This window comes from Thermoactinospora rubra, from assembly GCF_002093975.1.
Taxonomy (GTDB): Bacteria; Actinomycetota; Actinomycetes; order Streptosporangiales; family Streptosporangiaceae; genus Nonomuraea; species Nonomuraea rubra_A.
The window spans coordinates 1-14245 of the sequence record NZ_MSZZ01000096.1 but is presented as its reverse complement, the minus strand read 5'-3'; the positions used below and the strand labels follow the sequence as shown (position 1 = coordinate 14245).

The 14245-nt window shown below is 71.2% G+C and carries 9 protein-coding genes and 2 pseudogenes; 6 read left to right on the top strand and 5 right to left on the bottom strand.

The window, feature by feature from the left end; translation table 11 throughout:
- Positions 1–126: 126 nt before the first annotated feature.
- Positions 127–978, top strand: a complete 852-nt coding sequence (locus BSB02_RS38745; RefSeq protein WP_084965987.1) for a universal stress protein — start codon at positions 127–129, stop codon at positions 976–978.
- Positions 979–995: 17 nt separating this feature from the next.
- On the opposite strand, the pseudogene BSB02_RS38740 reads toward BSB02_RS38745, so the two are convergent.
- The 4 genes and pseudogenes from BSB02_RS38740 to BSB02_RS38725 all read right to left on the bottom strand — a co-directional run.
- Positions 996–2186, bottom strand: a pseudogene (locus tag BSB02_RS38740) (IS110 family RNA-guided transposase); the annotation flags it as partial.
- 413 nt (positions 2187–2599) lie between these two features.
- Complete coding sequence (locus BSB02_RS38735; protein ID WP_084965986.1) at positions 2600–2929, bottom strand: helix-turn-helix transcriptional regulator; 330 nt, start codon at positions 2927–2929, stop codon at positions 2600–2602.
- 439 nt (positions 2930–3368) lie between these two features.
- Positions 3369–3962, bottom strand: coding sequence for a hypothetical protein (locus BSB02_RS38730; RefSeq protein WP_084965985.1), 594 nt, complete (start codon positions 3960–3962; stop codon positions 3369–3371).
- A 133-nt stretch (positions 3963–4095) separates the two neighbouring features.
- Positions 4096–5271 carry a TerC family protein gene (locus tag BSB02_RS38725; RefSeq protein WP_240507053.1) on the bottom strand — a complete coding sequence of 392 codons (1176 nt, stop codon included), beginning with the start codon at positions 5269–5271 and terminating at the stop codon, positions 4096–4098.
- A gap of 552 nt (positions 5272–5823) precedes the next feature.
- Between BSB02_RS38725 and BSB02_RS38720 the strand changes: the two genes are divergently transcribed.
- From BSB02_RS38720 to narI, 5 genes are read left to right on the top strand one after another with little or no spacing between them, the layout of a single operon-like run.
- Entirely contained in the window at positions 5824–7053 is a 1230-nt protein-coding gene (locus BSB02_RS38720) for an MFS transporter (protein WP_084965989.1), read from the top strand.
- A 25-nt stretch (positions 7054–7078) separates the two neighbouring features.
- Positions 7079–10720 carry a nitrate reductase subunit alpha gene (locus tag BSB02_RS38715; protein WP_084965988.1) on the top strand — a complete coding sequence of 1214 codons (3642 nt, stop codon included), beginning with the start codon at positions 7079–7081 and terminating at the stop codon, positions 10718–10720.
- Entirely contained in the window at positions 10720–12381 is a 1662-nt protein-coding gene (narH, locus tag BSB02_RS38710; RefSeq protein WP_084965983.1) for a nitrate reductase subunit beta, read from the top strand. The genes BSB02_RS38715 and narH overlap by 1 nt, the downstream gene beginning before the upstream one ends.
- On the top strand, positions 12378–13001 hold the full coding sequence (gene narJ / locus BSB02_RS38705; RefSeq protein WP_084965982.1) for a nitrate reductase molybdenum cofactor assembly chaperone: 624 nt from the start codon (positions 12378–12380) through the stop codon (positions 12999–13001). The genes narH and narJ overlap by 4 nt, the downstream gene beginning before the upstream one ends.
- Positions 12998–13720, top strand: coding sequence for a respiratory nitrate reductase subunit gamma (gene narI, locus BSB02_RS38700; RefSeq protein ID WP_084965981.1), 723 nt, complete (start codon positions 12998–13000; stop codon positions 13718–13720). The genes narJ and narI overlap by 4 nt, the downstream gene beginning before the upstream one ends.
- Before the next feature lie 14 nt (positions 13721–13734).
- Here narI and BSB02_RS38695 read toward each other — a convergent pair.
- Positions 13735–14245: pseudogene (locus BSB02_RS38695) on the bottom strand (acetate kinase); the annotation flags it as partial.

Here is a 14245-nt window from a genome sequence, read left to right as displayed (position 1 = left end):
CACACCCGGGAGTACGGCGAGGACCCGGCCGAGATCCGCACCTGGTCCTGGCCGTACGCGCAGGGCGACTCCCCGTCGCGGTGAACAACCATTGCCTTCCTGGTAAGACAACCGAGAGGAGACGTCATGATCGTGGTAGGGGTCGACGGTTCACGTATCGGCCTGCAAGCCGCAGGCTGGGCTGCCCGAGAGGCGGCCTTGCGCAAGCGCCCCCTGCGGATCGTGCACGCCATGCCGGCATGGGCGCGTGACGCCACCGAGAACGACCGTTACGTGGGTGTCGCCCGGTGGATGCAGGACGGCGCGAACGCCGTCCTGAACACTGCGGTCGAGCACGCCAGGCAGGAAGCGCCCACGGTCGAAGTGGACCAGGAGATCCTGCCGGGTGACCCGCGGGCCGCCCTGCTCAAGATCGCACCGGAGGCGGAGCTGCTGGTGGTGGGCAGCCACGGCCTGGGCGGCTTCCGCGGCCTGCTGCTGGGCTCGGTCGCCCTGGGCGTCGCCGGTCACGCGGCATGTGACGTCGTGGTGGTGCGTGAGGTGCCGGGCCGGCCGCGTGGCGAGATCGTCGCAGGTGTCGACGGCTCCGCGGCCGGCGATGGCGTGCTGGCGTTCGCCTTCGCCGAGGCGGAACTGCGCGGCGTTCCGCTGCGCGTGGTGCACGCCTGGAACAGGCATGACCTGGGCGGCATCCTGGCCGCCTCCGCCGATGAGGACAACGAGCAGCGCCTGGTGAAGGAGGTGCTGGCCGGTTGGCGCGGCCGTCACCCCGACGTGGAGGTCTTCTGCGAGGTGGTCCACGACCACCCGGTGGCCGCGCTCCGTCACGCGGCGGAGGGGGCCGACCTGCTCGTCGTGGGCTCACGTGGGCACGGTGCCGTCGCGGGCCTGGTGCTCGGCTCGGTGAGCCAGGCCCTGCTGCACCACGCTCCCGGGCCGCTGGCGATCGTGCGCACCCGCCGCGAGGCGGGCCTGTGACACCACCTGTGTCAACCTCAAGCCGCGATTTGGCCGGTCAGTTGCTTGGTGAGTGTTGCTGCGGCTCCGTGCTGGGTGGGGTCGTAGGGCCTGTTGTCGCGCCAGCAGCGGAAGATCACGCGGATCCAGGCGCGGGCCAGGATGCGTATCGCGTGGGGATGATCCTTGCCCGCCGCCCGGGCGTCGGCGTAGATCTTCTTCGCCCAGGGGCTGGCGTGCCGGCTGTTGTCGGCGAAGGTGGTCATGGCCTGGCGGAAGCGTTTGTTGCAGGCCCAGCGGAAATGCACGGCGCGATGCTTCCCCGATTCCTTGGTGACCGGTGTGCACCCGGCGAGCGCGGCGACCGCATCGGGGGTTTCGTAAGCTGGACGGCAGTCGCCCCACTCGGCGAGCATCTGGGCGGCGTTGATCCGACCCGACCTTGGCAGCGACGTGAAGATCTTCCCGTCCGGATGCTCCCCGAGGTGGGCGGCGATCTTCTGGTCCAGATCCTTGACCGCGGCATTCAGCGCGCTCAGCGTGCCGACCAGGGCAAGGACGGCCTGGGCCAGCGCCTCGCAGACCACGGCGTCGGTGACCCCTTGGGGGGCCGAGCGCAGGCGTGCGAGCAGCTCGGCGGCCGGGCGCTTGCCCGAGTAGCCGTGGCGGGCGCAGAAGGCGGCGATGCGCTGCTCGCCGAGCCGGGCCGCGGACGCCGGGGTCGGGTAGCGGGTCAAGAAGGCCAGCGCGATCGCCGAGGTGACATCGGCGAAGATGGCCTTGGCTCCCGGCCAGGAGGTCTCCAGCAGCGCCGAGAGCTGATTACCCGCTGCCACCCGCATCTCCACCAGGTCGGTGCGCGAACGCACCAGCATCCGCAGTGCGGTGGTGGCCGGTGTGTATGGCGCGGCCACGCACAGCCGATGCCGGCGCAACCGGAGGTACTCGGCGATGACGGCGGCGTCGCCCGCGTCGTTCTTGGCCCCCGACAGCACCTCGCCTTCACGCCAGAGTTTGATCGCGTTCGGTTTGACCGGCACCACCGGGTGTCCGGCTTCCAGCAACAGATCGACCAGCCGCCCGTTGGGGCGTTCGATCGCGATCGGGATCTGCCCGGCTGTGCCGTAGGCCGCCAGCCGGCGGATCAGCCGGGTGATCCCCTCCCCGCTGTGGACGACGGTGAACTCGGCGGCGATCTTCCCGGCGGGATCCATCACGCAGACCGCGTGGGTGTCGGCGGCCTAGTCGATCCCGACGAAGAACAGCGCTTCGGGCAGTGCAAGCGACACGACAACTCCCTGCGATGGCAGCGACGACTCGACGGCACCGAGGACGGCTCCTGGATGGTCATTAACTGGCGCTCCACGGCGCATGCACCTGTTGCCAGTCCGCGCCCTCGGGAAAGCCGGGGGCGGCGGTGTCACAGTGGCCCTTCACAGGCGACCGACGCAGGCCGTCACCCCGGCTCCCGCCGAGTCCCTACATCAAGAACCTATGCGGTTCTCGCAGGTAGGAGTGTGCACTAATGACCCAGGATTCCTTGGGGACTGCGCGGGCTTCCCGCTGTAAGCAGGGCATTGTTCCCCATCACGTGTAGCGCAGCATGCGGTCGTACCCCGGGCTACGCCACATCAATGCGGGCTTACGGTCCAGATGGCCGCGTGGTGGTGGTCGTGGTCGCGCTGGTCGTCTGCACGATGTCGGGCCGGAAGACGGCGAGGATCTCCCCGATCTGGTGGTCATGCTCCAACGGGTGGCGCAGGGGCAGGGTCGGGTCGAGCCGATAACGGTTGCGGCGTCCCTCGCGGGTGCTGGTGATGTACCCAGCAGCGGCAAGGTCGGCCACGATGCGTTGCGCGGCCCGTTCGGTGATGCCGACGCGGACGGCGATGTCGCGCATCCGGATGCCGGGGTCCCGGGCGATGCACACCAGCACGTGGGCGTGGTTGGTCAGGAAGGTCCAGTCCGGCATGCCTCCCATCCTAGAAAGGATGACACCGGCGTCGTGAACAAAAGGGCACGAAACCCGAAGCCTGAATTCGGTGGCGCGAGTGGGTCCGGTAGGGCTCAGCGGCGGGTGATGATGGCCACGCCCTGGTGGCCGGCCAGGGTGCCGGGTGTGGTGAAGGCGATCCGGCCGCCGCGGGCCAGCACGAGTTCGATGAGCTCGTCCACGGCGTCGTCGATGACAGCGGGAGTGGTCGATTTCGGTGGCCGGGGTGAGGATGTCGCCGTCGTCGGACAGCCGGCAGGGTAGTGCAGGGAGTCGTCCACGGCGAGCATCTCGGGCCGCCAGGTGCGGGCGGGGGTGGTGTTCAGCAGGGAGACGGCCGGATACTCGCGGATCTGCTACAGGGCGGTGATCTGGGCGGGAGCGAGGGTCGCGCCGATGCCGGTGGTTGTGGTCATGGTCATGCCCCTTTCCTGTGGTCTGGACTGTCGGTGGTGGCTGAGGGTTGTGACTGGTGCGGCCTGAGCGCCGCCGTGCCCGCCGCTGTGATCGCTACGGTGGCTTCCTGCGGAGTGAGGGGCACCATGCGACCGGTCGGGTCGTGCAGCGGCATGGCGGTGACGACGGCGACGGCGGCGAATCGGTCGACCAGGCGCCGCACGGTGGTCATGGGCAGGGCGCGGGCCGGGCCAGCGAGCGTGGGCACGGCCACGATGATGCGCAGCCAGGCCACCCCGGCCGCGGTCAGCACCGGGGTGAGGCGGCCGATGATGGCCAGGCTGTCAGTGTCCTGGCGCCGGGAGCGGATCTGGTGCAGCAGCGGGTTGAGGCTGAAGCCAGTGCTGGTGACCACGGTGGTGGCGATGACCAGGCTGCGGGTGCCGGCCGCCCAGGTGGCGGCCGCCTGGGCCACGGCCAGGTCCGCGAGGCCGCCGGTGAAGAGGGCCAGCACCGGCCCACTGCCTGGCAGGCGGCCGGTGACCTGATGGCAGTACACGCTGGCAGGCGCATTGAGACGGACGGTGGTGTGGGCGGTGGCGGGTGGGCGGCGCATCGCGTGCGCTCCTTCCTGCCCGGGCGCTCGGTGCTCCGGGCGTTCCTGCGGGTGAAGGCGGGTGGAGATGGGTGGAAGCGGTGCCTGAGAGTCCCGCTGAGGCGGCAGGGAACGACGTTCAGAACGGAAGGGCTCACGATGAGGTGGCGCTGTCACCGGCGCCAGCGGCCGCTGCGTTGCCTGCACCAACCTTCGGCGCGCCGGTGCCGGAGGCTGCAGGTGGCCGCGCGGTGTCGGCGCTCCTTCCGCTGCTGGCTTTAGTGCCGTCGCCGTGCGAGCCGGTGTCGCCGTCACCAGTGGTGCGGGTGGCCTGCAGGCTCCAGACGATCGAGACGCCCAGGGTGATCACGATGACCCCGAGCGTGACCGGGATGGGCAGCTTACCCACCGGGGTCTCGGAAAGGATCAGCTTGACGCCCGCGAAGCCCAGCAGGACGGCCAGACCGTAGTGCAGGTGCACGAACCGGCGCAGCAGCCCGGCCAGGCAGAAGTACAGGCTGCGCAATCCGAGGACGGCGAAGGCGTTGGCGGTCCAGACGATGAACGTGCTGGTGGTGATGGCCAGGATCGCGGCGACCGAGTCGATCGCGAAGATCAGGTCGGTGGCCTCCACCGCGATGAGCACCACCAGCAGCAGCGTGGCCACCCGCCGACCGTTGACGCGAGCGAAGAACCGGTCACCGTGGTAGCGAGGGTCGGTGGGGACCACACGGCGCACCAGACGCACCAGAGGGTTGCGGTCGGGCGGGGTCTGCTCGTCGTGCCGGAAGGCCATCTTGTAGCCGGTGTAGATGAGGAACGCGCCGAACAGGTAGGCGGTCCAGAAGAAGGTCTCCAGCAGCTCGGCGCCGAGGAAGATGAAAGCTAGCCGGAAGGCCAGCGCGCCGATGACACCCCAGAACAGCACCTTGTGCTGCACCGAGGGCGGGACCGCGAAGAAGGTGAAGATCAGCGCGAAGACGAAGACGTTGTCGACCGACAGCGCCTTTTCGATCAGGTAGCCGGCGAAGTAGGTGCCGGCCACCTGCCCGCCCTGCCACCACCACAGCACGGCCCCGAAGGCCAGCCCGGCGGCGATCCACACGCCCGACCAGACGGCTGCCTCACGGAAACCGATGACGTGGTTGTCGCGGTGCAGGAACAGATCGACCGCGAGCATCACCGCCACGGCCGCCATCACCGCGGCCCAGGCCCACCAGGCAACAGACAACGCAGAGACCTCCTCGACCAGGCCACCTCGCGTCGCGAGGCGGCATCCTTGCGGTCGACGGTCTCCCCGGGCCACTGACGAAACCGGTGGCTGCACCACCGGGGCCCGGATCGGTCGGGTCCGTACTGACGGCGGTGCGGTGACGAGTCGGGTACTCCCCCTCGAACTACGCTTCACTATTCACGACATGTGTTTCGTGTGTCAAGGGTTGGGTGCTGAAGTCCGAGATGGTTTAGATCGCGGTGCTGATCGCGCCGAGCAGGAGAAGATGGATGGCCCGCCGGCACGGGTGGGCGGCCCGAACTGGGCCAGCGCGTACGCCAAGGCAGGTATGCGGTACACCATCGGACGCCTCCGGGGCCCTCCCGTACGGCTGGTGCATGGACCACGTCCGCGCCTGCAAGCGGGAGCCTCGCATGCGCATCGTCCCGAGGGCGGCACACGATCCCGGTTTGCTCGGTTTGATGCGGGAACGATGAGGCATATGTGGCCAGGATGTGTTCGTGAGCGTCTCGTCCGCCGGGGCGTGCCCGGCGCGGTGCCACAGGGACCGCCAAATCGGGACCAAAGACCCTGCCCGTGGGCCGAGCGGCGCGGGGAGGCTGGTCGGTGACTGAAGACGACCGACATGCGATGAAGGACGACAGGACGATGACGTCTGTTTCCCCCGCTGTGACGAAGGCCACGACGGCCGGACGGATGACGGCGCTGGCGCTGGCCACGCTGGCGTTCGCGGTGAACTTCTGGGCGTGGGCGCTGCTGAGCCCGCTCGGCCCGGTCTACAAGGAACTGCTGGGGTTGAGCGCGACGGCTGTGTCCGTGTTGGTCGCGGTGCCGGTGATCGTCGGTTCGCTCGGGCGCATGGTGCTAGGCGCGCTGACCGACCGGTATGGCGGGCGGTTGGTGTTCGGGGTGGCCAGCCTGGTCGGGGTCGCGCCGGTGCTGTTCCTGGCCTTCGCTGAAAGCTACCCGGCGCTGCTGGCGGGTGGGCTCGTCCTGGGCATCACGGGCGCGACCTTCGCCATCGGCGTGCCATTCGTGAACGCCTGGTTCCCGCCCGAGCGGCGTGGCCTGGCGCTGGGCGTGTTCGGCATGGGCAACATCGGCACCGCGATCTCCGGGTTCGTCACCCCATGGCTGGCCGGGCAGTGGGGCCGTGCGGCGCCCTTCCTGGTGGTGGCCGCCGCGCTGGCGTTGACCGGGCTGGTCTTCCTGCTGGCGGGCAGGAACGCGCCGGGCACGGCCCCGGCCGCTGAGCTGTTCCTGACGCGCTTCATGCACGCGGCCCGGCTGCGCACCACGCGGGAGCTGGCCGCCATGTACGCGCTCACCTTCGGCGGCTTCGTCGCCTTCGGGGTGTACCTGCCGCTGTACCTGAAGGCCGAATACGGGCTGACCACGGCCGACGCCGCCGCCCGCGCGGCCGGGTTCGTGCTGCTGGCCACCCTCGCCCGCCCGGTCGGCGGGTGGCTGGCCGACCGGATGGGCGGCGAGAAGGTGCTGTCGGCGGTGCTGGCCGTCGTGGTCGTCTGCGCGATCGTGGTGTCCTTCGCCCCGGTCATGCTGCTGGCCACGCCGGGGTTCCTGGTCATGGCCGCCGCGCTCGGCCTGGGCAACGGCGCGATCTTCGCGCTGCTGGGCCGGGGCATCCCCGGGTCCATGGTGGGCAGCGCCACCGGCGTGGTGGGCGCCGCGGGCGGGCTGGGCGGCTTCCTGCCGCCGATCGTGATGGGCCTGATCTTCCAGGCCACCGGCTCCTACTCGATCGGGTTGATGCTGCTGGCCATGGTGGCCTTCGGCGCGTTCGTCTACAGCTGGTTCATCCTCCGCCAGCGCGCCCGGCCTCCCGCGCCGGGCCAGCCGGGACAGCCGGACCAGTGACGTGAGGACAGGAAGAGGAGTGACCATGTCGGTGATGGACGGGCCGGTGAGCGACGCGCTGCTGCGGCTGGGCCGCCACCTGCGCCGCGGCGAGGTCTCCGGCGACCTGCGCACCCTGCACCAGATCGGGGGCCGCCAGGGCGACGTCTTCTACCGCGACCGGTGGAGCCACGACAAGGTGGTGCGCTCCACCCACGGCGTGAACTGCACCGGCTCGTGCTCGTGGAAGGTGTACGTCAAGGACGGCATCATCACCTGGGAGGCCCAGCAGACCGACTACCCGAGCGTGGGCGGCGACCGGCCGGAGTACGAGCCGCGCGGCTGCCCGCGTGGGGCCGCCTTCTCCTGGTACACCTACTCGCCGACCCGGGTCCGCTACCCGTACGCCCGCGGCGTGCTGGTCGAGATGTACGGCGAGGCCCGGCGCGGCGGCCTGGACCCGGTCGCCGCCTGGGCCGAAATCACGACAAATCCGGAAAAACGGCGCCGCTACCAGTCGGCGCGCGGCAAGGGCGGCCTGGTCCGCGTCACCTGGGACCTGGCCACCGAGATGATCGCCGCCGCCCACGTGCACACCATCAAGACCTACGGCCCCGACCGCGTGGCGGGCTTCTCGCCGATCCCGGCCATGTCGATGGTCTCGCACGCCGTCGGCGCCCGCTTCATCTCGCTGATCGGCGGCACGATGCTGTCGTTCTACGACTGGTACGCCGACCTGCCGGTGGCCTCCCCGCAGGTGTTCGGCGACCAGACCGACGTGCCGGAGTCGGCCGACTGGTGGGACGCCGCCTACCTGATGCTGTGGGGCTCCAACGTCCCGGTCACCCGCACCCCGGACGCCCACTACATGGCCGAGGCGCGCTACCGCGGCCAGAAGGTCGTCGTGCTCTCGCCCGACTACAACGACGCGGCCAAGTTCGCCGACGAGTGGCTGGCCCCGTGCCCGGGCACCGACGGCGCGCTCGCCATGGCCATGGGCCACGTGATCCTCAAGGAGTTCTTCGCCGACCGGGTCACCCCGTCCTTCACCGACTACGTCAAGCGCTTCACCGACCTGCCCTTCCTGGTACGGCTGCGCGAGCGCGACGGGGCCTACGTGCCCGACAAGTTCCTCACCGCGGCCGACCTCGGCCAGGAAGGCAGGGAGGCGGCCTTCGCCACGGTGCTCGTCGACGCCCGCACCGGCGAGCCGGCGATCCCCAACGGCTCGCTCGGCTTCCGCTACTCCGAGCAGGGCGCCGGCCGCTGGAACCTCGACCTCGGCGAGATCGACCCGGCTTTGACGATGGACGGCGGGCGGGCGGTCACGGTGGCGCTGCCCCGCTTCGACCGGGCTGGGCCGGGCGTGCTGGAGCGCGGCGTCCCGGTGCGCGAGGTCGGCGGTCACCTGGTCACCACCGTCTTCGACCTGATGCTCGCCCAGTACGGCGTGGCCAGGCCCGGGCTGCCCGGCCGCTGGCCGTCCGGCTACGACGACGCGGCCGAGCCGTACACCCCGGCCTGGCAGGAGGCGATCACCGGCGTGCCCGCGGCGGCGGCGGCCCGCATCGCGCGGGAGTTCGCCCGCAACGCCGAGGAGTCCGGCGGCCGATCCATGATCATCATGGGGGCGGGGACGAACCACTGGTTCCACTCCGACACCATCTACCGGTCGTTCCTGGCGCTGACCACGCTGACCGGCTGCCAGGGCGTCAACGGCGGCGGCTGGGCACACTACGTGGGGCAGGAGAAGTGCCGCCCGGTCACCGGGTGGGCGCAGCTGGCCTTCGGGCTGGACTGGTCGCGCCCGCCCCGGCAGATGATCGGCACCGCGTTCTGGTACCTGCACACCGATCAGTGGCGCTACGACACCTACTCCGCCGACGTGGTGGCCTCCCCGCTGGGCGAGGGCGCCTTCGCCGGGAAGGCCACGGCCGACCTGCTGGCCACCTCGGCCCGGCTGGGCTGGATGCCGTCGTATCCGACCTTCGACCGCAACCCGCTGGACCTGGCCGACGAAGCCGACGCGGCGGACCAGGACCCGGCCGCCTACGTCGCCGACCAGGTCGCCGCGGGACGGCTGGGCTTGGCGTGCGAGGATCCCGACGCGCCGCAGAACTGGCCGCGGGTGCTGACGGTGTGGCGGGCCAACCTGCTGGGATCCTCGGCCAAGGGCAACGAGTACTTCCTGCGCCACCTGCTCGGCGCCGACGCCTCGCTGCGGGCCGAGGAGGCCGCGCCCGAGCAGCGGCCCGAGAGCGTGACGTGGCGCGAGGAGGCCCCCCACGGCAAGCTCGACCTGCTGGTCTCGCTGGACTTCCGGATGACGTCCACCACGCTGTTCTCTGACATCGTGCTCCCGGCGGCCACCTGGTACGAGAAGCACGACCTGTCCTCCACCGACATGCACCCGTTCGTGCACGCCTTCACCCCGGCGATCGATCCGCCCTGGCAGACGCGCACCGACTTCGCCGCCTTCCACGCCATCGCCAGAGCGTTCAGCGAGCTGGCCCGCGAGCACCTGGGCACGCGGCGCGACCTGGTCGCGGTGCCGCTGCTGCACGACACGCCCGATGAGCTGGCCACCCCGCACGGCCGGGTGAGCGACTGGCGGGCCACGGGGGAGCGGCCGGTGCCGGGCCGTACCTTCCCCAAGATCGTCGTGGTGGAGCGGGACTATCCGGCCGTCGCCGAGAAGATGGCCTCGCTCGGGCCGGTGCTGGAGCGGCTGGGCGCCACCACCAAGGGCCTGACCTACGAGGTGTCCGGGGAGATGGACCGGCTGCGCCGCCTCAACGGCACCGCCGCCAATGGACGGCCCTCGCTGGCCCGCGACGTGGACATGTGCGAGGCCGTCCTCGCCCTGTCCGGCACCACCAACGGGCACCTGGCCGCCCAGGGGTTCGCCGCGCTAGCCCGCCGTACCGGGACCTCCTTCGACGGCCTGGCCGACGAGCACAAGCAGATCACCTTCGCCGACACCCAGGCCCGGCCGGTCCCGGTGATCACCTCGCCGGAGTGGTCGGGCAGCGAGACCGGCGGACGGCGCTACTCGGCCTTCACCATCAACGTCGAGCACCGCAAACCCTGGCACACCCTCACCGGGCGCCAGCACTTCTACCTCGACCACGACTGGATCCACGAGGCCGGGGAGGCGCTGCCGGTCTACCGGCCGCCGCTGAACATGACCGCCCTGTTCGGCGAGCCCGGCATCGGCGAGGGCGGACCCCAGGGCATCACGGTCCGCTACCTCACCCCGCACTCGAAGTGGTCCATCCACTCCGAATACCAGGACAACCTGCTCATGCTGACCCTGTCGCGGGGCGGGCCGACGATCTGGATGAGCCCCGCCGACGCCGCCAAGGCCGGCATCGCCGACAACGACTGGGTGGAGGCGGTCAACCGCAACGGCGTGGTCGTCGCGCGGGCGGTCGTCTCGCACCGCATGCCGGAGGGAACCGTGTACATGTACCACGCCCAGGAGCGGGTGGTGGACGTCCCCAAGTCCGAGACGTCCGGCCGCCGGGGCGGCATCCACAACTCCCTGACCCGGCTGCTCATCAAGCCGACCCACCTGATCGGCGGCTACGCCCAGCTGTCGTTCGCCTTCAACTACCTGGGCCCGACCGGCAACCAGCGCGACGAGGTCACCGTGATCCGCCGCCGCGGCCAGGAGGTGGACTACTGATGCGCGTCATGGCACAGCTGGCCATGGTGATGAACCTGGACAAGTGCATCGGCTGCCACACCTGCTCGGTCACCTGCAAGCAGGCCTGGACCAACCGGGCCGGGACTGAGTACGTGTGGTTCAACAACGTCGAGACCCGCCCCGGCCAGGGCTATCCGCGGACCTACCAGGACCAGGAGCGCTGGCGGGGCGGCTGGGAGCTGAACCGGCGCGGCAGGCTCAGGCTGAAGGCCGGCGGGCGGTTGAAGAAGCTGCTGACCATCTTCGCCAACCCGCTCATGCCGTCCATCGGCGACTACTACGAGCCCTGGACCTACGACTACGACCGGCTGTTCTCCGCGCCCGCCACCGAGGACACCCCGGTCGCCCGGCCCCGCTCGCTCATCAGCGGCGAGCCCACGAAGATCACCTGGAGCGCGAACTGGGACGACAACCTGGCCGGCGGCCCGGAGCTGGCGCCCGGCGACCCGGTGCTCAAGCGGGTGTCGGACCAGGTGAGGCTGGAGTTCGAGCGGGCGTTCATGTTCTACCTGCCGCGCATCTGCGAGCACTGCCTCAACCCCTCGTGCGTGGCCTCCTGCCCGTCGGGAGCCCTCTACAAGAGGTCGGAGGACGGCATCGTGCTGGTGGACCAGGACCGCTGCCGGGGCTGGCGGATGTGCGTCACGGGCTGCCCGTACAAGAAGGTGTACTTCAACCACCGCACCGGCAAGGCCGAAAAATGCACCTTCTGCTTCCCGCGGGTCGAGGTCGGCATCCCCACCGTGTGCTCGGAGACCTGCGTCGGACGGCTGCGCTACATCGGGCTGGTGCTGTACGACGCCGACCGGGTCGCCGAGGCGGCAGCCGTACCGGAGGAAAAGGACCTGTTCGAGGCCCAGAAGAGCGTGCTGCTCGACCCGCACGACCCCCGGGTGGCCGACGCGGCCAGGAGGTCCGGCATCCCCGAGGACTGGCTGGAGGCCGCCGGGCGCTCCCCGATCCACAAGCTGATCTTCACCTACGGCGTGGCGCTGCCGCTGCACCCGGAGTTCCGCACGATGCCGATGGTCTGGTACATCCCGCCGCTGTCCCCGGTCGTGGACGTGCTGCGCGACACCGGCCACGACGGCGAGGACGCGGGCAACCTGTTCGGCGCCATCGACGCGCTGCGCATCCCGGTCGGCTACCTGGCCGAGCTGTTCACCGCCGGGGACGTCGAGCCGGTGCGGGCGGTGCTGCGCCGCCTGGCCGCCATGCGCTCCTACATGCGCCGCCTCAACCTCGGCCAGGAGCCCGACGAGTCCATCGCCGCCGGCGTCGGCATGACCGGCGAGCAGGTGGAGGCCATGCACCGGCTGCTGGCCGTCGCCCCGTACGGCGAGCGGTACGTCATCCCCAAGGCCCACGCCGAGCAGGGCGCCCAGCTGGAGGAGCTCGCCACCGGATGCAGCCTCGACTACGCGGGCGGCCCCGGCATGACCGGCCCCTTCGGCGAGGCCTCCGGCCCGCCCGCGCCGGTGGCGGTGGAGAACTTCCACGCCCTGCGCCAGCGGCAGGCGGGCGACGAGCTGGACGAGGCCGACGAGCTGCGCGGCCGGGTCAACCTCCTCAACTGGGACGGCAAGGGAACGCCGGAGGGCCTGTTCCCGCCCAAGCGGAAGCGGCAGGACAACTCATGACGACACTCAGCGACGCCGACGTGCGGGCCGCGCACCTGACGGCCTCGGTGCTGCTCGGCTACCCCGACGAGCGCCTTGAGGAGGCCCGGCCGCTGCTGGCCGAGGCCGTGGCGGGCCTGCCCGCGGGCGCGGTGCGCGAGCACCTGGCGGCCTTCCTGGACCACCTGGACGCCACCCCGCTCGCCGAGGTGGCGGCCCACTACGTGGCCACCTTCGACCTGCGGCGCCGCTGCTGCCTGTACCTGACGTACTACGCCTACGGCGACACCCGCAAGCGGGGCATGGCGCTGCTGCGCTTCAAGCACGCCCTGCGGGAGGCGGGTTTCGAGCCGGCCGAGGGCGAGCTGCCCGACCACCTGGCCGTGGTGTGCGAGCTGTCGGGGCGCGGCGCCGTACGGCAGGCCGGGCGGCTGCTGCGCGAACACCGGGCGGGGCTGGAGGTGCTGCGCGCGGCGCTGGAGGCCGAGCGCTCGCCGTACGCCCACGTGGCGGCGGCGGTGCTGGCCACGCTGCCGCCGCCCGGCGCCCGCGAGCGGGAGGCCGCGCTGCGGCTGGCGGCCGAGGGGCCGCCCGCCGAACAGGTCGGCCTGGAACCCTACGGGATGGGAGGTCCGCGGTGAACGTCCTGCTGTGGGTCGTCGCCCCCTACATCGCGCTGACCGTGTTCGTCCTGGGCCACCTGTGGCGCTACCGCTACGACAAGTTCGGCTGGACCACCCGCTCCTCGCAGATGTACGAGTCGCGGCTGCTGCGCGTCGGCAGCCCGCTGTTCCACTTCGGCATCCTGGTGGTGCTGCTGGGCCACGTCGGCGGGCTGGTCATCCCCAAGAGCTGGACCGAGGCGGCCGGGGTGAGCGAGGAGACGTACCACGTGGTGGCCGTGGTGCTGGGGACGATCGCCGGGGTCTGCACGCTGGGCGGGCTGGCCATCCTGATCTACCGGCGGCGCACCGTCGGGCCGGTGTTCACCGCCACCACGCGCAACGACAAGCTCATGTACGCCGTGCTCACCCTGGTCATCGTGCTCGGCCTGGCGGCCACGGTGATGGCCAACCTCGTCGGCGGCGGATACGACTACCGCGCCACCGTCTCGCCGTGGTTCCGCTCGATCTTCTACCTGCGCCCGGATCCGGCGCTGATGGCCGGCGCGCCGCCGCTGTTCCAGCTGCACGCGCTCAGCGCCCTGCTGCTGTTCGCCATCTGGCCCTTCACCCGGCTGGTGCACATGCTGACCGCGCCGATCGGGTACCTCACCCGGCCCTACGTCGTCTACCGCAGCCGCGACGACATGCGGGCCGGCAGCCGTACCCCGCGACGCGGGTGGGAACCGTCCCGCTGACCGTTCCCGAGGGTCTATGCCTGCAGGACGGCGAGGACCTGGCGGGCGATCTCCCACTCCTCGTCGGTGGGGACCACCAGCACGGCCACCTCGGCCCCCGGCGGCGAGACCGGGCCCTCCCCGGCCGCCTCGTTGCGGGCGGGATCGACCGCGACGCCGAGCAGGTCCAGCCCGGCCAGGGACAGCGCGCGCACCTCGGCGTCGTGCTCGCCCACCCCGCCGGTGAAGACGATCGCGTCCACCCGGCCGAGCACCGCGTAGTAGGCGCCGACGTACTTGCGGATGCGGCGGCAGTAGACCTCCCGGGCCAGCCGCGCGGCCGCGTCCCCTGCGCGGGCCGCCTGCCGTACCGCGCGCATGTCGGCGGTTCCGGCCAGCGCCAGCAGGCCGCCGCGCCGCTCCAGGGCGGCCTCGATCTCCGCGCTGGACAGCCCGAGCACGCGGGCCAGGTAGCCGGGCAGCGCCGGGTCCACATCACCCGAGCGGGTGCCCATGACCAGGCCCTCCAGCGGGGTCAGGCCCATG